This is a genomic window from Flavobacterium sp. B330r, from assembly GCF_056824325.1.
On the sequence record NZ_CP124860.1, the window covers coordinates 1,769,218 to 1,791,936 of the forward strand.

The 22,719-nt window shown below is 36.4% G+C and carries 2 protein-coding genes; both read right to left on the minus strand.

What is annotated here, in order from left to right:
* The gene (locus QLQ95_RS08115; protein ID WP_482503358.1) at positions 1 to 17,961 is read right to left on the minus strand and encodes a T9SS type B sorting domain-containing protein; all 17,961 of its coding nucleotides are present in this window, start codon (positions 17,959 to 17,961) and stop codon (positions 1 to 3) included.
* A gap of 129 nt (positions 17,962 to 18,090) precedes the next feature.
* Positions 18,091 to 22,719: a PorP/SprF family type IX secretion system membrane protein gene (locus QLQ95_RS08120; protein WP_482503360.1), complete on the minus strand. Its 4,629-nt coding sequence runs from the start codon at positions 22,717 to 22,719 to the stop codon at positions 18,091 to 18,093.

The window sequence follows — 22,719 nt, forward strand, 5'->3', positions numbered from 1 at the left end:
TTATCTGTATAAAGTGAAATGTCCGACAAATTCTCTTGGATCTTTAGGATCATTTAATTTAAGAACATACCAGTAATCACCCGTTGGTAATTCGTTTCCATGATATCTACCATCCCATTTTTGACCTACGTGGTATTTCGCTACTACTCTACCATATCTATCATAAATATCGAAAGTTAACTCTTTGTATGCTAATGCACCACAATCTGGACCAATAGTATCATTTTGTCCGTCACCGTTTGGAGTGAAGTAGTTTGGCAGACAGAAGTCATAGAATGTACCCTGAACTGTTATTGTTGCCTCACAACCATTTTTGTCTCTTACGATCACTACATAATCACCCGATTTGTAGATTCTATAGCTATTAGATGATGAGAATGATTCACCATTGAAGCTGTACTCGTAAGGAGCAACTCCTCCAGAAGCTTTTACAACAATTGTGTTGATGTCTTTACTTTGGTTTGTAACGTCAATTAAACTTACTGGATCAACAGCTGCTACCTCAAATAAGTCAGTTGTCAATTCACATCCATTTGAATGTTTTACTACCATGAAATGAGGTCCAGCCGAAACATTTGTAAATATATTACTTGTTTGGAATGTTCCATTATTATCAAGAGAATAAGTTACTTGTGTTGGATCTGTATTTGACGGATCTATTGTAACTATAACCATGTTTGCTTGAGCATTGTTCACACAATCATAAGTTACTTCTACACGTGGATCAAGTGTTACTGGCGGAGCCATATCGATCGTAATTTCTTGAGAACATTTGTTAGCATCTAATATATAAACTACATGCGTTTTACCTTCAAGATTATTAAATCTAAAATTAGTTTGCGTAGGATCTCCTAACGTAAACGGTCCGTTTTGATTATCTAAACTATAGCTATAAGGCATTGTTCCTCCGATAACTTCGATTTCAAATACTCCATCTTTTTCACCTGCGCAATGTTCTTCTTCTCTAGAAGCTACAATCTCACTGATTACTATTGGGTCTGGTTCTTTTACTTCTACATCTTTAATGAATACATAACAATTGTTTTCATCTTGAACTAAGATATCATAGAAACCAGGTTTTAAGTTTTCGAATACATTTTTGTCAAAGAACTGTTTAAATTCTGGTTCAATTGCATATTTATATTTTCCTACTCCTCCTTGAGCATTTACAGTGATTTTACCATTGTTATAACCGTTACATGTTAAAGGCGTAGCAATTGCATCTGCTGTTAATGATGTTTCCGGCTCTGTTAACTCGAACAATGTTGATACCGTTTTACAATCTGAACTAGTTAATTTTACAATATACTTACCAATTGGCAATTCTGTAAAGACACCAGGAATAACTTGCGCTGGAGCTGGAACAATATCATTTCCTGCAGCATCTTGTAAAGTGTAAGTATAGTTACCTAAACCTCCTTTTGCTACTACCGTAATAGAACCTGTTGCTCCACCTTTACATTTAATATCGATCTCACTAGATTTCTCGAATCCTAATTCTGGAACCGGTAAGAACTCTGTAGTGTTAGATACAAAACTTCTACAACCATTAACATCTTTTACAAAATACTTGTATTCAGTTCTTGCAGTAGTTGCTGGCAATTGAATTGAAACTTCTGAAGCGAAAGGCCCTGTGAAGTTAATTCCATCAGCACTGTACATGTACGGTCCTTGACCACCTGTCGCTCTCAACTTAATAACTGGAAGCACCTCACAAGTTTCTGTTGTCTCGATTTCTAATGTAGCATTCACAATCTCTGGCTGATCAATCGTTACTTTATTAGAATCATTTGTACAATTCCAAGTATCATTTGCAGTCACATAATATGTTCCTGCTTTAAGATCTGTAAATTGTGTAGTTCCTTGAGATTGTGCAGTAATAACTGTACCATCAGCTAATACACCGTGAAGTGTATAAGTGTAATTTCCTGAACCACCTGTAACTGTATTAATAGTTACAACTCCATTTTCATTATCAAAACAAGTAAGCATTGGCGTTGCGCTAATGTTTATTGCAATTGGAGTAGGAATTGACAATGTAACAGTATCAGAATCTTCACAATTGTTCACATCTTTTACAGTTACTGTATAAACTCCTGGAGTTAGATCAGTAAAGTGATTATTAGTAGAATAAACCGCTGAAACTGGCCCATCTAATTTGTATAAATATTCACCATCCCATCCGCCTGTTGCAGTAGCTATAATTTCACCATCTTTAGATCCTGCCGCACAAGTAATTTCTTGTTTTGAAACTGCAATTTCTAATGCCGCATTAGGGCCTTGGATAGTAAATTTAGTAGTAACCTCACAGAATGGTCTACCATTTAAATTAGCAACAACAGTATATTCTCCTCTTTTCAGACCTTTTAAGTTTATACTAGTTGATGTGCTCACATCAGTTATAACATCTCCTGAGTCAACATGAGTAATTACATATGTAAATATTCCTGCATCGTCGTCTGGTATAATATTATCAACTAAAGTCAATGTAATTTCACCATCAGAATCTGCATAACAAGTGATGTTCTTGATATTTGAAGCAACAAACTTAAATGTATTTGGTTCGTTAACTCTGTGGTATCTTTCAACAGAACATCCTGTTACTGTATTGGTTACTATAATTTTATAATTACCAACTATCAATCCTGCAAATAATCCTGTTGGACTAGATGTTAATGGGAATGCTGTTCCATCAATACCTTGTATTGTATAAGATAATGTTGGCAATGTTCCCGTAGTAGCAATTGCTGTTACTTGAACAGTTTCTTTATCTCTACAGTTAATTGGTGTTACATCTATTTTAAGATCAGCAATACCAATGTAAGGATCAACTGTTACGCTAGCATAACCTCCTTGACATCCCTTAGAATCAAATACATTCACGATATACTCACCACCTAAATAATCATATTCAGTAAAAGTGTTTCTATCATCGTTTTGAACTTGAACATTATCTCTCATAAATTGATATCTAATGTAAGTCCCTGAACCACCACGCACAGAACCCGGAGCTACAGTAATTGTTGCATTAACTGCACTGTTTGTTCCTACTGAACAAAGGTATTGCGTAACTACTGGCTTATCAACTACAATAACCGGTGGTTGACCTACAGTTACTCTAGCAGTTTCAGTACATCCTCTTCCTGAAATTACTGTTACAACATAATCACCATATGGTAAATCATTGAAAATAGGAGATTCTTGAGCTGGTCTAATTTCTGGACCAGTAAGGCTGTATTTATAAATAGGATTATCGTTTGATGCTCCAATTGTTACTGTGATTCTACCATCAGAATAACCGTTACAAGATACGTTTGTTGGTGTTGCAACAACATCTTTAATCAGTGTAGGGATAAAAATCTCCTCTTTTACTTCTGCCTCACATCCTGTCGCAATATCTCTTACTCTAAAAGTATACTTTCCAGGTGCTAAATTTCTAAATACTGGATCTGTAGTTGAAGTGCCCCAATTGTTCATTGTATACAAGTAGCTTGGAGACGATACTGTTCCTCCTTTAGCTGTTAGGGTAATTATTCCATTTGCATCAAAACAAGTTGACAATGTCGTGATCTTCGCACTTAAAGTAAGAGGATCTAAAATATGAACTGGCGTTGTTGCAGTTGTAGTACATTGGTTTGCGTCTTGTACAGTAACAGTGTAATCTCCAGGTGTATTTACAATAAAGTAATTATCAGTCTGGAATTGTTTTCCGTCTAAACTATATTTCAATTGACCTATTCCACTTGCAACTACATCAATTCTATAACCTGTAGTGCTTGCACATTGGCTTGCTACTTCTACTCTAGTAATCGTTGGTAACGGATCTACAGAAATATGTACCGTTACAAACTTAGGACATCCGTTTCTGTCTTTTACGTAAACATCAATCGCATCAAACAATGGCGCTATTTTAGTAGTCGCAATCACTTTAGTTTTTAATGTTTGGTATTGAGCATCTGTCGGTACAGTTCCTGCTGGAACAAAAGCATAAGTATATCCTCCTACACCACCAACAATTTGAGTTTCATCTATAGTAAGTTCAGCACCTTTATTGTTACAATTTTGATTTTTCACCGCAACAATTAAATTGCTTAAATCAAGAACTGGTGGATGAAGTATTTTAAACTCATTTGAAGTTACTGTACAGAATGGATAAGCTGTTTCTGTAATTTCAACAGTGTATTTATCACTTGCATTGAATCCGTAAGGAATTACAAATGGGTTTGCTGTTGCAGAATCTGCAGATCCTGCTGCTGCAGTAATCTCTACATTATTATTAAATACTTTATAAGTATAAGGTCCTTTGTAATCAACAATGTTGATTGTTATTTCACCATTGCTTAGACCGTTACAAGTAACATCTGCAGATGCATTTGCAACCACTTTCGCTATATTGTACACTGGCACTTCGTAAGCAGCTGATATAATTGAACAGAACGTATTTTTATCTGTTATTTGGAACTGATAGAAATGACCCGCTGCCGGAGCTGTATACTGGAATGAATTACCTGTAACTGGGATAGTCGGAAGACCAAATGCTCCACCATCTACAGAAACCTGATATTCAAAATTATGTGGAGTTGAACCACCATTAATTACAACATTAATTACTTCACCAGCATTATTACAAGCAATTTGTGTTACTCTTGTTAACGTTGGAGGCTGTAATTTCGGGAATGGATTTACCGTGATCTGATCACTATCAATACATCCATTAGCATCTTTAACATAGTATGTCAAAGTTTGTACTGTTTGGTTGTCAATCACATCAAATAAATTCGATTTTCTCCAATTCACCCCATCTTGGCTATACAAGTAATCACCTGCACCTCCTGCACCTGTAACCGTAACTACAGTTGCATTTAACGTATTCTGTGGAGTTGCACAAGTAAAGTTACCCGGTGTAGCAGTAGCAACCACTAATGAAGGGCTATTTATAACAACCGTATCAGGAGCGTCACAATTTCTTCCAGAAGTAACATTTACTGCATAAGTACCAGCAACTAAACCTGTAAATAAAGGCGTCTCTTGTGTAATTAATAGACCACCTGGAGCAGATGTAAGCTGGATGCTATAGTAATACTTCGGATTATTGCTATTTGGAGCTAATTCAAACAAGATTGTTCCATTAGCCATATTTCCTTGACCTCCTGCACAATATGGTGCAGTTGGTGTTGCAGTATATGCAACCGGAGTTGGAGCAGTCATTTCGATTACTTCAATTGGGTAAGCACAGTCATGTGCATCATATACTGTAAATATATAATTTCCTGGAGTTGCTGAATCAACCGCATAATCAGCATAGTTGAAACCTGATCCGAATGGAATTTTTGCAGAAGGTAATCCTCCATTAATAGCTACTGTATAGCTATAATCTGGGTAACCGCCAATAGCGCTAATTCTAATTGATCCGTCAACATTATTACAGAAAATTTCTTTCGTGTTTTTAACCGAAGCAAAAAGCTGTGGTTTAATAACAGTAGTTGTCGTAGCAGATTCACAACCATAGTTGTCTCTAACCTTGATCAAATAAGTTTTCGGAGTTAATTTCTCGAACTTATTTGTTCCATGCCAAGTTTCACCGTTATCAATAGAATACTCAAAAGTAACTGGGAAAGTCGATGTAGTCGACGCAGTAATTTCTAAAGTAGTTGAATCTGTATTGTAATAACAGTAATCAGACGTCGTTGCAATATCTAACGTTGGTTGAGGAGCAACAAGCAATTCGAATGAATCTGTTACTTTATCTGTACAATTGTTAGCATCTTTTACCTCAATATCATACGTTCCTGGTTGAATAAGGTTTTTGAAAACACCATCTTTATTCGTTATCGTAGTATTATCTGGTTGTGTTAACGTAAATGTATAATCACCCCATCCGCCATTTGCTGTTAGAGTAACTGCTCCAAAAGTTTTACAACCTAATGGTGTAACTACAGGTGCAGCTAAAACTAAAGCTGCTGGTGGAGCCGCGATAGTAAAGTTGATTAATTTGCGACATTTCGTTTCATTGTCGAATACTTCAATAGTATGTGCTCCTGCTGTCAAATTAATAAGATTGATTACAGGATTAGAATGATTACCTGGAACTGCTATACCATCTACTTCATAGTGATACGTTTTTGCACCTGTATCATATTTAGACACATAGAAAGTCGCTTTTCCATCAGTTGCACTAGCACAAGTAATTCCTTCTTTAGATTGTTCTACAATATCAATATTGACAACATTAGCAATCTTAAGATTTTTTTGAACAGTACATTTGTTTTCATCTGTTACTTGGAACACGTACTCAACATCTGGTAATAATCCTGCAAATACTGGACTATTAAAATTCTCAACTAATGCTGGAGAAATGATTTGGTATGTTAATGCGCCTGAGCCACCTAAAACACCTGAAATAGTAACAGTTGTAGTAGCATCATCACAAGTAATTGCAGCATATGGATCAAAATCAAAACCAGTAGGAGGAGTTAATTTGTGAATATCTATTGTACCACTATCCTTACATCCATTTTCATCCATTACAACAAATGGAATACCTAACTGATCAGCTCCATTTTTGTCTGCTACTGTAAATTTCGGATCTGGAGTAAAATCACCATTGTTGAAACTATAAGTATATTTACCTGATCCACCAGTAGCTGATAATATAACTGTCGCTGATTGAGGAAGATTTCCAACTCCACAAGAAAGTGGCGTAACGTTAGGAATTCCTGCAACAACTTCATCTGGTTCACCAAGAATTGCTGTACCAGCCTGTTCACATCCTAAATCATCTTTTACAATGAATGAATAAGTTCCTGCTGCAACGGTATATAATGTTGTTTTAGAGAATCCTAATCCATTAAAGTTATATGTATAAGGACCTTTTCCTCCTTTTGCAGATACTTCTATAGTACCATTTCCTCCATGACATAAAGGCTCAATTGGCACGTAATCTGGATCGATTGGAACAATTGCTTCAACAGTAACCGAAGTAGTTTCTATCGGACAAGCATTTGCATCTGTAATTCTAAATTGATATACATCAGCATTAGCTTCAGTAACAGTGTAAGTAAACGTTGTTACTCCTGCTACTGTATTAATTGTTGGCGTAAATGCAGTATATGTACCTGCTATGCCTTTCTTAACTTCGTACGAAGCATAAGGTAGAGTACCTTTTTCAATTTTCACCGTTATGGTAGCATTAGCTACAGCATTTCCGGATACAGAACAATCTAATTGTTTTGTTACTTGCGCACTTGCAATAGGTGTTTCTGTAATGGTAATATTATCTGCATCCTGACAATCGTTAAAATCTTTTACAATCACGTTTACTGGACCAGAGCTTAATCCTTTAATTGTGTAAGGGAAAGGAACTGCATCTTTAATTTCAGTCCAATCACCTCCATTTACACTAATGTAATAAGGAGCAATACCATTAGTTGTCATTGAAACTGTAACTTCAAACGCACCTTCAGCAGCACATTTGTTTACAATAGCCAAATTATCAATTGCTGGAGCTGGATCTAAAATAACATTTACAGTCGTAGATTTGATACAGTCGTAAGCATCTTTAACCCAAACGTAGTAAGAACCTGATTCTACATTAAATACATTCTCATTATCTGCACCCCATGCATCAGTTACTAATGGTGGTACAGCAGATTTATTAATAATATATTTGAACGGACCTGTTCCTCCATTTGGAGTTGCAACTACTTGTCCTGCATCGTTTTTACAATTGTCATTTTTTGGAGATCTTGCACTTACTGTAAGATCAACCGCTGACTCTGTTACAACAAAAGGAAGTGATGATGATGTACAACCTAAAGTTGAACCATCTACCTCTGTAAATTTAACATAATATGTACCAGGAGAAAGTCCTAAAACTTTAAATGGTACTGTAGTCGGCATTGGTATAACACCGCTAATTCCTGTAGTAACATCAGATTGATCAACAAATATTTCGTAATTCACCTGAGTTGCTGTTGTATTACTTAAACTGATAGATACACCACCTGTTTTAGTTCCTTTACAAGCTACAGGAATAGTCGTCGCAACACTTGTTAAAGATGTTAACGGATCAATTGGGCCTGCTGCTTTTTCAAAATAATAACAGTTTGTTGTTGGATCATATACCACAAAAGTATAAGTAACTCCAGGTGTTAATCCTTTGAAAGTGTGTCTCATTGGGAAACCTGGATCAGGAGGCAACAAATCTGTTGAAAATGGCGCCACTGGTAAATTATAAATACCAAATTCATAAAGTGGGGTTGCCGGAATAACTAGCGGTTTAACTTCAACAATAACTGTTGCACCATCTGCACAAGTTGTAATTGGTGTTGTTAAATCAATATCTAATTCATTTGGCGGAGCAACAATTTTAACATCATCTCTAAAATTACTACAACCATTAACATCAGAAACTGTCAATACAAAATCTCCATAACTTAAATTTTGGAAAGTATATGGTGTAATTCCATTTTGACCTGTTACAATAATACTACCTGTAACAGCATTTCTTAATTCATATGTGAAAGGACCAACTCCATTAGTAACTGTACTAACCGTAATAGAACCTAAAGATGGGCCAGGACATAACATGTCAACAGTAGTATATGAAAACTGTATTTGACCTGGTTCTGTCACAATAGCATAAGCTACATCAGAAGTACAACCTTTAGCATCAGTTATAGTATATGGATATCCTAGACCTGTAGAAGCCGCTAAATTTGAGAATGTAGGATTATCTGTTAATGGACCTCCATTAAAACTATATTTAAACGGAGCTACACCAGAAGTTGGAACAATTGTTACAGTACCATCAGCAGATTGGAAACAACTTAGGTTTGTAATATCTGCATTTGCAGTTGGTTTTGTAGGGTTAGTCACTACGAATGGAACAGTAGATTCTGCTGAACATCCTGCAGACGTAACTCTAAAATAATAACTTCCAGGCGCCGTAGTTTCAAATACATTTCCTGCTGGAACTATAGCAGCATAAGTTCCTGTTGTTCCTTCTTTAAATTCATAAACATAAGTATTATCTCCACCTACAGCATTCAAAGTAACTTTTGCATCGATTTTTGTGAATGGAGGAATTACAGTACATGTTACATCTTTAATTGGTGTAACTGTAAGCTTTAATTGATCTGTAATAACTAAATCAAAAGCATCAGAGATACATCCGTTATCATCTTTAACCGTTAATTTATATGTACCTGGACCAGTAATCGTTTTGTTTGCATTTGTGCTATAATTACCGTCTATTCCATAAAAAATTCCTGAACCTGCAAAAACACTTCCAGAGATGGTAATTGTAATATTACTACCTGAGTAACAAGGAGCTACTGCTATTGGATTAACTGTTGGTTTTACATCTCTAACAATCTGAGCAGTCGTTTGAGCTGGACATCCTTTAGAATCTCTTACATACACATCATAATCCAATCCGTCAACAAGAGTGTTTTTAGGGAAAGTTTTAGAAGTAGTATAATCCGCTGGATAAGTCGGCGCTGTAGAACCTGCCTTAACTACGGCATAATACAATGTACCTGTACCTCCACTAGCAGTTACAGTTATAGTTGTATCATTTCTATCACAAAATACTTTAGGTCCAGTTGCGCTTACAATTGTAACTGCAGCAGGGTTTGCTAATAAGATCGTTTCATGAGCCTCACATTTTGTCTGGTTGTTTGTAACACTAAATGTGTAAGAATCTGCTTTTAATCCTGAATAGGTAATTACATCTCCTGATTTAGAAATACCAGTAGTAATTGCACCATTAGTAACTCCTACTAAGCTATAAGTATAACCTGTAGTTCCGTTAGTATTTCCAGAAACTGTAAAAATAAGTCTACCATCAGACAAATCATGACAAGATACGCTTGCATCAATTTTACCTGATTCCAAAATTGGAGTTACAGGGTCTATTACTGCTGTTCCGGTTTTTGTACATCCGTTATCATCTGTAATAGTGAAATTATACGTTCCAGAAACTAAGCCTGCAAAAGTATAAGTATTAGAATTTTGAGTTGTTACTTGTACTGCTGGCGCAACTGCGGCAACATAACTAGTAATTTCATATTTCAATGGTAATTTACCGCCAGTAACTGTAACTAATAAATCTGATGTCAATTTAGTTGCCTCACAAGTAATAGCTGGAGCTGAAAAAGCTATAGCTGTTGGAGGAGTTAATGGCGCAACTGTTGCCGATGTTGCTACTGTACAGCCATTTGCATCTGTAACAGTAATATTTACAAGACCAGGAGCATTAATTGTAAATGTATTTGAATTTGTTAAACTTATTGATGTCACTGGATTTCCAGTATCATAAGTATATCTGTATTTATTTGCACTTGTATAAGGTGTACCTCCTGAAGCAGTAACTGTTATAATAGCTGCTTGAGAAGCATTGTTTGTTCCACATTTTAGATCTGTTGTAACTTGTGCATCAGCTTCAAATATAGCTGCTGGACCATTAACAGTCACTGGTTTAGAAACAAAACATTTCGTATTAATATCTCTAACTACGATATCGTAAGTAGTCGCTGCTAATCCTGTAAATTCGTTAGACGACTGCCAAGTACCTCCATTATTTTTACTGTATTCATAAGTTCCAGAAGCTGGAGTTGCAGTTACAGTAATTTTTCCTGTAGATTCTCCAAAACATTTAACATCGATGATGTCTGTTGTAAAATCAGGCGTCACTTTAGTAGCAACATTTTCCGTAAAACTTGTTTTACAACCTTTGCTATCTAAAATTTCAAACTCATAAGAACCAGCAACAGATGCAGGATATGTGAATGTTGTTACACCGATTCCAAGTGCTGTATAAGTCGCTGGGAAACCTGCTCCATTAGCATTCACTCTATATCTGTAATCTGGATATCCGCTACCAATTGTAACCTCTATCACAGCATCTCCACTTGTGCTACAGTCTAATTTTTTAGTGATTTTATGGTCTGTAACTACTACTGGTTCAGCAACTACTTGTTTAGTTAAGTCTATTGAACAACCTGTAGAAATATCTTTTACTGTAACAATATATTCACCAGGAACTAATCCTGTAAAAGTTCCCGTGTTTTTAGGTGTACCTCCATTTAGACTATATGTATAATTTGTTGCAGCATTTGGAGAAACAACAATTGTAGCTCCAGTTCCGCCCGCACATAAATCTGTTGTTGCATCAATTGATGCAGTAGGTGGCGATACAGTACCGATAACAAAGTCACCTGTTACTTCGCAACCATTTAAATCTTTTACTAAAACATCATATGTTCCAGCATTTAAATTAGAAAATAAATTTGTTTTTTGTGTAATCGCAGGTCCTGCTGGTACTTTTGGAGTTATAGTGTATTCATAACTTCCCCATCCTCCAATTGCATTGATTGTTGCTGTACCTTTATTATCGCAAGTAACATCTGTTACAACTTCTGGATTTAATTCTAATAGAGCCGTTGGTGCATCAATTATAACATCTTGTTCCTCAAAACAAGCTGTATCAACATTAGTTACTATAATTTTATGAGTTCCTGCACTTAATCCTGTTACAGAAATATCAAATGAAGATCCTCCTGCAGGAGATATTAACCCTGTAACTGGTGCCAAAGCATCAACTTTGTAGTTATATCTTACAATGTTACCCAATCCAGAAACAGTAAAGATTGCTGTACCGTTTATTGCTCCAGAACAAGTTACATCCGTTTTAGATTTTACTGAAACTGTAAAGACATCTAATGCTTTAATCTCGTGAGATTTCTCAAAAAGACATTTATTAGCATCTCTTACTTCAAATGTATAGATTACACCTGCAGCTAATCCAGTAAATGTATTGCTTGGCTGAAATGCAGTTGCTGTTGGTGCTTTTATTCTATATTCTAAACCTGCTGTTGGTACTGCAACATTAGAAGCATCAACAACATTAGTAATTGTTACAGTTGCCGTATTTGTTGGACAAGTTACTAGAGAGTTTTGAATTGTCATTCCTTTCGGAGGATTCAATGCTGTAATTGTTCCTGCAGCAATTGTTTTAGAACAATTTTTACTATCTGTAACTGTTACTTCATAATCACCAGCAATAGTTAAATCTGGGAATAATCCAGTAGTATTACTAGCGATTGTAGTGTTTGTGGTTTTATTTTTCAATACGAAAGTAAAACCTCCGTTTCCTTTTGTTGCAGATGCAGTAATTGTTGCACCTCCAATACAAGTATATGGTGTTGTAATAGATGCTTTAAGATCAATGTCTTCTGGTTGGAAAACTTTGAATGAATAATTTGCAGTACAACCTTGAGCATCTTTTACAATATAATTGTAAGTCGTCCCTGCAACAGAACCAATCAAACCATCATAATGTGTTTTATCTGTAAATACTCCTTCACCGTTAAAGTCATATGAAAATGGTGCAACACCTGTTAATGGTGTAATGTCAACATATCCATTTTTAGCATCGTAACAAGTTACGTTTTCTACCTTCTCTGAAGCTGTAACTGGAACAAGTGACAATACTTCTTTTTCTACAGAGAACGGACAGTTATTTGCATCTTTAATATCAAAAACATAAATTCCAGCAGTTGAAGCAGAATAAGTAAATAAAGGTCCTGGTATAGCGCCACTAGTATATAAAATGTTAGTAGTTCCTTTCTTTTTTACTGTATAAGTATAAGGACTAGTTCCTCCCTTAATTTCAACTTCTATTGTTGCATTTGCATTACCTGTAAGACAGCTTAATGCTTTTGTAATATCAGCGTCGGCAGTAATTTTATCATTGATTGTTTGATTTGCTGTAGTAGCACCACAACTATTAGCATCTGTAATCAAGAATTGGTATGTTCCTGTTGCAGTTGCTATATAATCAAAAGTAGGTCCGTCAAAAGTAGCACTTGAAGGTCCATATGTTAAACCTCCGTCTGTACTTACTTGATAACTGTAAGGCTTAAGACCTCCAGAAATATTAACTCTAATTGTAGCATTGCTACCATCAAAACACAATCCTACATTAGATACTATGGTTGCTACTGGTAAAGGAGCTTTATCAATAACTAATTCTGTATCCATGTCATCAGTACATCCGTTCGCATCAGTACCTGAAATAATATAAGTCCCTGCTGGAATTTCTGTTAATTTCCAGTCAGTTGTTGGGAATGTCTTGGTGAATGGTGAATTTTTATCTTTAAGTGTAACAACATAATCTGGAGTTCCTCCAACAACGTTTGCCGTTACTGTCGCACCTTTACACGTTGCTGCTGTTGCAGCTGCAGTTACTACAAGTGCTGGTGGTGATTTAATTTCAGTTGGAATAGTGAAGTTACAAGAAGTCGCATCATTTGCATAACGAACTCTAATATCATAAACTCCTTCACCTTTATCATTAAAATCAACAGGAGAAGTCATTGAATTAACCCATGTTGGATTAGTCGCGCTTCCATTTAAAGTATAATAGAATCCAGTTGCTGGATCAAAGTTTTTAGCAACTATACTAAAAGTACCGTTTTTATCTCCTTTACATTTAATACCGTTAACGCCTATAACTTCTGCAGAGAATGCTTTTCCTGCATCTACCTTTAAGTTTAAAATTTCAGCAGATAAACATGATTTTGGTAATTGATAAACTAAAATATCATCAATAGCCAAATCACTACCATCAACAATTGCAATATTAGTTTTAATTACAAAATCAAGATCTTTATTATTACCTGGATTAATTGCAAGTTCTATTTTATTCCATTGCTCGTTCTGAGTAATTTTTGCTGTTTTTATAGAAGCTCCAGGAACTGCTACTCCATTTTTACTCAATTCGATTGTTAAATCTGGCGCTGCTTTTAAATTTGTGCTTTTTAATAAATTTAAAGCATAGAACGTAACTTTAACATCCTGATTTGGAATAACATCATGAATTGGCTTACTATAAATGATTGTTCCAACAGGAATACCTTCTGTTACACCACCAATGTTAATAGCCAAATATCTACCATCTGTTATGCCTGGCGCATTAGTATGGTCTTTTGGAATTACCCATCCAAAATCTGGACCGTGATCAGGAAGAATACCTTTTGTAACTGTATACTCCCCATCGTTCATTAACCAAGGGTGCCAAACATTAAATTTATTACAATCAACAATGTCATCTTGCCTTTCAAAACAGTAAACATTATTAATTCCAGGTGAAGTAGTATCGTCTCCGTTTCCAAAATCCTCACTCAATAAATTACTAAAAGTCGGAGCTGAAGCTAAATTATATTCAACTTTAATTTTATAATCTCCAACAGGAATATCTTTAAAGATATTAGAAGGTACATTTGTATTTTCTGTGTAAATATAGCTTCCGCTGTTTGCAGGATCTGGTTTACCAATAAAATACTTATATGTATAAGTTGTGTTTGGGTCAGTAGTTACTGTTACTGTAGACGTTCCCTCTCCTTTACAGTTGTAAACTGGATTAGTAACTTTAAAATCAGGTTTTGTAGGTTTAGATTCTAAAACAATACCAGGAATAGAGAAAATACAACCCGCCGCATCTTTAATATATAAAGTATATGGTGTTGCACGAGGATCTACCCACTGTTGGTTACTAGTTATCCAAGTTTTTTGATCATCGAAACTATATCTATATAAGTTTGGTGCAGGGAAAGGCACACCTCCTTGTGGATTTGTTATTCTAAGTAATCCTTGATTTTCATCTGTTGGTCCGCAACCAGATAATTCTGCTACACCTCCAGAAGCCGTCAATCGATCTGATGGACCTGTAATTACTACTTCTCTTTCAGGGTCAAAACATTCTACACCATCATAAGTATATCTTACGATAACTTTGTATTTACCCGCTTTTAAATTGGTTGTTGGAAGTGTTGTATAAGCACCACCATTTACATTATAAGCAACTGCATATCCAGAATTTGCTGGTGTAACAGTCATCGATATTTCACCTTCGTTAACATTATAACATGTAAGGTTTTTTGTATTGATAGTAACTGTTGGTTTTGCAATTTGAGTCATTGTAATAGGAGGTATCGTAACCGAACATCCTTTAGAATCGACAACAACAATCTTGAAAATACCATCTGCAGGCATATTATCTTTAGTTACAACAAGCGTAGATGATGTAACAAAATCAGTACTGCCATTGATGTAATACAAATAATATGCTGGTGGCCCAGGTCTTGGAGTTCCTCCAGTAACTGTTATCTGAATCTCTCCATCGCTACATGCAGAAAGACTTTTAGTCACTTTTGCTTGAGCGCTCAAACGATAATCGAATACTTCGATTTCTTTAATTTGGCTACATCCGTTCTTAGCGGTAGTCATCACAACTTCATACAATCCAGGTTCAACCCCTTTAAATAATGTAAAGTTGTCATCAATTAACCCAGTGTTCTGAATCTCTACTGTGCTACCTTTTTTTCTAAGAACAAATTTATATTGACCAGGAACAGCATTAATGTTTGCACTAATAGTTCCTAGATCACCTGTACAAATTGGGTGAGTTGCTTTAACGTCTGTTGTTAATACAAGCTCTTCAACATTTACATCCACAAAGAATGGACATGTTGACATTTGACCATCTATTAATACAGACTGTCTAATTTGAACTTTATAGCTTCCTTTAGGTACATTATTAAATGTACTTTCTGGCTGATAATTTGTTCCATCCAAACTATAAACATATCCTGTGTTTTGAGGAGGATTAGTTACAGTAATTCTTCCTTTAGTGTCACAAACTATATCTTGTTTTTCAGCCTTAGGATCTAGGTTGTTTTGGTAAACATTAAAATAATGAGTTACCACACAAGTATTACCATAATTTACAACAAGTCTGAAAACACCAGCTCTGTCTGCAGTAAATTTAGTACTGTTTTCAACAACTGTTGTCCAGTTCGTTGCTCCTTCATAAGGACAACTTTCCGGATTAGGTTGATTTGCTGGAGGAACATCTTTTGTCTCTTGCCAAGTTACTTTTGTAGCTCCTGTAATTTGTGTGTCAATTTCCCTCTTATCGTTAAGTCCACATAAGAAAATTTTCGGGAAGGGTTTATTATCTCTCACACAGGCAAAAGCAAGTCCCGTTGCTGGATCAATATTATCTCCTTTAATAGGATTTTGAATTGTTCCGGCAAGATAATCTTTGACATTAAATGTCTGCTGAATTGGTTCGCAATTTTCTGCACCACTATTGTTAACTGTATATTTTCCTGGTTTGTCAATAGTAACTGTTCTATTGTTTCCACCAAAAATTACTCCGTTTGGATCTCTCCATACATAAGTTTTATATCCTAAAGCAGCAGTTAATGTAGCAGTTCCACATATTGAAACATCTCTGCTAAATAAACAATCTTGAATACCTACCAAAAAGTTTGTAGCTGTTGGTTCTCCAACATTACACTGAGAGATCGAAGAGTAACTTCCTTCTCCAAATCCTTCTGGAGTAGTATTCTTTACACCATAATATTTAGAGTAAGCAATATTTTCGATTCTGTTTGCACAAGCATCAATCAGCTCATTACAATCATCTACTACTTTTACTTTAAATTTAATTGAGTATGGCGTAAGCGGCCCATTTGCAACTACCATTGCATCGGGTATTGTAAATACTAATTTTCTTGTTACATTATCATAAGTTGCCGTAATTCTTGAGTCCATTGTAATACCCGAAAGGCCTCCAAAAATTACATTTTTAGGAAGTTCATCGGTTATGGTAAAATTTTTAGCATTATCATTTCCTTCATTTCTAAAGTTAATTTCGTACTGAATATCCTGATTTAAACTTACTGGCTGTCCATTAATATTCTTGTCATTTTTATCTAAAGCATTCTTTTTTAATACGATTTTAGGAGCAATAATTTCAACTGACATCGCAGTGAAAAACATATAATACGAATCTGATGAAGTACTAATTCTAAGAGTAGCACTAGTTTCATCGTTTTTGATTATTTCATTATTGTTATTGTCAACTTCTACAACACCCGCATCATAACCAAGAGTATTTATACTATTTGGTTCACGATCCATCATAACAACATCTCCGTCTGTAATACTACTATTAAAAAAGTTCGGTGTAGCTATAGAATTGTTCCAACCAGATAAAGCAATAGGTCTAGTTAAAGAAGATATATTTCCCCATTTAGTAGATCCTGCTCCTTTAATTTGAAGTCCATCTCCAGTTAATCTATTATCACCTTCTAATGCACTAAAACCTAATTTTACATTTACATCCCCAAAAGGATTCGTTCTAAAACCAGAAATCGGGATATCTAATGGATCATCACTATTTCTAATAATTCCAAAACCATCAAAACTTGTAATATATTTATTTGGAAGTAATGGGTCTTTATAAATTACAAAAATGCTCCATCCTCCAGACTGACCTCCTCTACCTCCATCAAATTTTCCTTCAGAAGTAGTTATATCTGCAACAGTATAATATCCTTGTTGAGCAGCAATAACATCGCTTGTAATATCTGCAAAACAAGCATATGGTTTAGATACATAAGCGTTTGGAACACCTGAAGCGCCTTCATCCCAAATTAAAGTACCTGTTACCTCTTTATACTTGGCATTTGCTGCTGGAGTTTTTAATTTGACTTTATTAATGGCTGTTCTGCTTGAACCCTGATAAGTTCCACCCCAATACAACGCTGCATAAACAATCTCATAGCACGTTTGGCTAGCTTGCGGAATTGTTAATTTCGCAGAACTTGAGTTAAAAGTACTATTGTCACCATCGATGTCAATATACTTCATCACTAGTTCATCGTTTACTTTACTAGTAGGACCAATAGTGTTATATGGATCGTTAGGACGTTCTTTGTTTTTGTCATTGTCCCTATTCAAGATATTGTTTCCAATAACCAAAATATCTCCATTGAGGCTAGTAGTTTTGCGAGGATCGAATTTTTTTCTTACCTGTGCATGGGAAGAAGCACAGAGCAAGAGAAATACAGCTGCAATAAATACTTTAAAAATAGTAGGTTTTTTCATAGTCTTCATTTTGTTGTGGCCTTTTTTTAATTTTTTAAGGGGCATTAAAAAATAAATCATAGCATTCTTAACATTTTATTTATGTCCTTCTGAACCTCAGAAGGACTATCTTATCTATATATATTTCTATTAATTCTCAATTTTTACGACAGCCATTCTACCGTTGTATGGCTTGCTCCCTTTTGCTTCCAAAGCTTTTGTAGCTTCTTGTAAACCGTCGTATTTTTCATAATAGATGTAATATTTACTTGTTGTCACATTATAAAAGAAATTCACATCTGTAAGTCCCGCAGCTACTGCTTTCGTTAAAAACTCATCTCGTTTCTGCACACTATTGTGTACGGCAAGAATCAAGTAATATCCACTATCAGAGTTTTTAATATTTTTAATAATCTGCATGTTTGACTGCTCTTCACCAAAATCAAAATCATTTGCTTTCAGTGGTGTGCTGCTTACTTTTGTTGTCTCTTTTATTCGTTTAAGAGCGGCAACGTCCTGCGCATATCGTCCTTCATCATTCTCATAAGCTGCACGCTTAATTCTACGTTTACGCTCAACTTCGGTGTCTGTTTTAATACGCTCCAAATCGGCAATTAATGCTGCACCTTCTCGTTCCATTTTTAACTGAGCCGCTTTCAATTCGTTTATCTTTTCAAGATAAGCTTTATTCAAAGGATCATCTTTAGGGAACTTTTTACTTCTTTCGTTATAAAGATTTGTCAACTTCGCAATTTCATTTTTCATGCTGTTGTTTGCATCAGCAATCTGAACTTTTAATGCTTCAATCTGACTGTTTTCTGCCGCTACACTCTTAAATGGTTTTGGCTCTTTATAAATACCTTTTTCACTTAAATCATTCTCCTCTTTTAAATCATTTAAGTCTTTTTGCTTATTCGCAACAGTTGCTTTAAACTGATCTAATAAATCTGTTTGTACTTTACTTGTACTTTCTACAGACTGAGTCAAGTTTTCAATACTTTTTCCAGTATCATCTTTCGCTTTCGCTGCTAGTGCCGCCGCTGCTGCATCTGCCTTAGCTTTGTCCGCCGCTAATTTTGCCTGACGCTCCTCTTCTTCTCTTAACAGTCTAGTTTCTTCTTCCGCTTTCAATTTTTCTGTTGCTTCTGCATCAGCTTTTGCTTTTGCATCTGCAAGAAGTTTAGCTTGAAGAGCTTCCATATCAGCTTTTGCTTTCGCATCTGCAGCTAGTTTTGCTTGAAGAGCCTCAGCATCTGCTTTTGCTTTCGCATCTGCAGCTAGTTTTGCTTGAAGAGCTTCAGCATCTGCTTTTGCTTTTGCATCTGCAGCTAATTTCGCTTGAAGAGCCTCAGCATCCGCTTTTGCTTTCGCATCTGCAGCTAATTTTGCTTGAAGAGCTTCAGCGTCTGCTTTTGCTTTAGCATCTGCTGCTAATTTCGCTTGGCGAGCTTGTTCTTCAACTCTAGCTTTTTCTTCTGCAACTTGTTGCGCTTTTAATGCATCGGCTTTCGCTTTTGCATCCGCAGCCAATTTCGCCTGACGTGCCTCTTCCTCTTCTTGTAATTTTTTAGCTTCTGCTTCTGCTTTCGCTTTTGCCGTTGCTTCTGCGTCTGCTTTTACTTTTGCATCAGCTAATAGTTTTGCCTGAAGAGCTTCCATATCGGCTTTTGCTTTTGCATCTGCAGCCAATTTTGCTTGAAGCGCTTCTGCGTCTGCTTTTGCTTTTGCATCTGCTGCCAATTTCGCTTGACGAGCTTCTTCTTCTACTCTAGCTTTTTCTTCAGCAACTTGTTTAGCTTGTAATGCTTCGGCATCGGCTTTCGCTTTTGCTTCGGCTGCTAATCTTGCTTTCTCTGCTTCAGCATCCGCTTTTGCTTTTGCGTCAGCGGCTAATTTTGCTTGACGAGCTTCTTCTTCTACTCTTGCTTTTTCTTCAGCTACTTGTTTAGCTTGTAATGCTTCAGCATCGGCTTTCGCTTTTGCTTCGGCTGCTAATCTTGATTTTTCTGCTTCGGCGTCAGCCTTTGCTTTTGCCTCTGCTGCCAATCTCGCTTTCTCAGCTTCTGCATCTGCTTTCGCTTTTGCATCTGCTGCTAATTTCGCTTGACGAGCATTTTCTTCATCTTGTAATTTTTTCGCTTCAGCTTCAGCTTTTGCTTTTGCCGTTGCTTCGGCATCTGCTTTCACTCTAGCATCTGCAATTAATTTAGCTTGTAAAGCTTCCATATCTGCTTTAGCTTTTGCATCAGCTGCTAATCTTGCTTTCTCTGCTTCGGCGTCAGCTTGTGCTTTTGCTTCTGCAGCCAATCTTACTTTTTCTGCTTCAGCATCGGCTTTTGCTTTTGCGTCAGCTTCTAATTTCGCTTTTGCAGCAGCTTCGGCATCAGCTTTCGCTTTTGCATCTGCTACAAGTTTCGCCTGAAGTGCTTCAGCATCGGCCTTCGCTTTTGCTTCTGCCGCCAATTGTGCTTGGCGTGCATCTTCAGCTTGTTTTATTTTCAGCGCTTCTGCATCAGCTTTTGCTTTTGCTTCTGCGGCAATAAGTGCTTGTCTAGCTTCTTCATCTGCTTTTGCTTTTGCATCTGCAGCTAATTTTTCTTTAAGTGCAGCTTCTTCAGCAGCTTTTGCTTTTTGATCAGCTGCCAGTTTCGCTTTATTTGCTGCATCGATAGAAACTTTAGTTTTAGCCTCTGCAGCTGCTTTTGCTTTTGCTTCTGCAGCTAATCTTGCTTGTAATGCATCTGAGTCTGCTTTTGCTTTAGCATCTGCTGCTAAAATTGATTGCATGTCTGCAGCTTCAGCTTTTGCTTTAGCATCTGCTTTACGTTTTGCTTCGGCAGCATCTGCTTTAGCTTTATTGTCTGCAATTAATTTCAATCTTGCTGTTTCAGCATCTGCTTTTGCTTTCTCTGCCGCTGCCAATCTAGCTTGTCTTGCGGCCTCAGCATCTGCTTTTACTTTTTCAGCTGCGGCTAATCTTGCTTTTGCTGCCGCTTCTGCATCTGCTCTTGCTTTATCAGCAGCCAATTGTGCCGCTGTTTTTTGTGGCGCTGGAGCTGTTTTTGCAGCTTCTGCTTTTGCCTTAGCCGCCGCTTCTGCATCTGCTTTCGCTTTTGCATCTGCAGCCAATTTCAATTTCATTGCTTCAGCATCGGCTTGAGCTTTGTCAGCAGCTAATTGTGCCGCTGTTTTTTGTTCTGCTTGAGCTGATTTTGCAGTTTCGGCTTTTGCTTTAGCAGCTGCCTCTGCATCGGCTTTCGCTTTTGCATCTGCCGCCAATTTCAATTTCATAGCCTCTGCATCAGCTTTTGCTTTATCAGCAGCCAATTGAGCTTGTGTTTTTTGAGCAGCTGTTGCAGTCGGTTTATTTGCTACTGCTTGCGCTCTCGCTGCTGCTGCTGCATCTACTCTAGCTTTGTTATCTGCAGCTAATTTTATTCTACGCTCTTCTGCATCTGCTCTTGCTTTATCAGCAGCTAATTGAGCTTGTGTTTTTTGTGTTGTAGCGACGGCTCTATTTGCTGTTGCAGTTTGTGCTCTCGCTGCGGCTGCGGCATCTGCTTTTGCTTTTGCCTCTGCAGCTAATCTTATTTTAACAGCTTCAGCATCTGCTTTAGCTTTATTGTCTGCTTCTAATTTTGCTTTTGCTGCAGCTTCAGCGTCGGCTCTAACCTTTTCTGCTGCTGCTAGTCTTGCTTGTTTTGCTTCGGCATCTGCTTTTGCTTTTGCTTCTGCAGCTAATCTGTTCTTTTCAGCAATTTCAGTTCTGTTAACCTGAGTTGCTTCTGACTTTGGTTTAGCTGGTACCGATTTTGGTTTTGAAGGATCAATCAACGAACCTTCATCATCATCTCCGTAATAGTAATTTCTATTTTTGAATTTGTAGGCAATAGCGAATTCATGAGAACCACCTAAATTAGAGAAATTACCCATTCCTCTTTCGTAATTATATTCTATAGCAATACTTGGAGAAATATTAACCCCAAGTCCTGCAGAAACTCCATATAATGTATTATAGCCCACTTGTGCCCAAACTCCTTGTTGAAGTGCAAGCATTCCTAGACCTGAAATAACTGTTTTATCTTTTTTAATTTCTGTTCTAACCAATCCAGAGAATTTACTTCTATCAAAAAAGCCATAACTGTCAATATATCCAGTATACATGGCGTGCAATTGAATTGCTCTTTCTGGATCTTCTTTTACCATTCCAGATCCGAAATTATAAAGTACTAAATTGTTAATAGCCAATCCGAAATCTAAAAAAGCAGTACCATAATTAATCCCAGGATTTACAGTTAAAAGCGTGCTTTTTGGAAAATCTCCAGTTAAAATCGTTGAATCATCAGATATGATTTTTCCTGTATTTAGTCCGCTTTGATAAATACCCGCATTTAAACCAAAAGTTAAGTTACTATCTTCTTCAAGAACGATGTTATGAGCGAAATTGGCAACTCCGCCAAAAACAGTCATAAGCCCGTAATTTTGTTGAAATAACCCCACTGCAAATGCTTCGTTTTCTCTAAAACGACCTGAATAATTGGCTAAATACGTCTGCGGAGCATTCTCAAATTGTACCCATTGTCTTTTGTTATAGAAACTTACGTATGGATTTGATTCTCTAACAAAACTGAATGTCGGGTTAATTAAATATCTATTGAACTTCAAAGAATTTCTAATAGGTAATGAAAACGAAACAACTCCATCCTCACTTGCGTTTTGAGAATAGAGTACATTAGATAAACCGTAAAATAACGTGATGAATAGTAAAAGTTTCTTCAT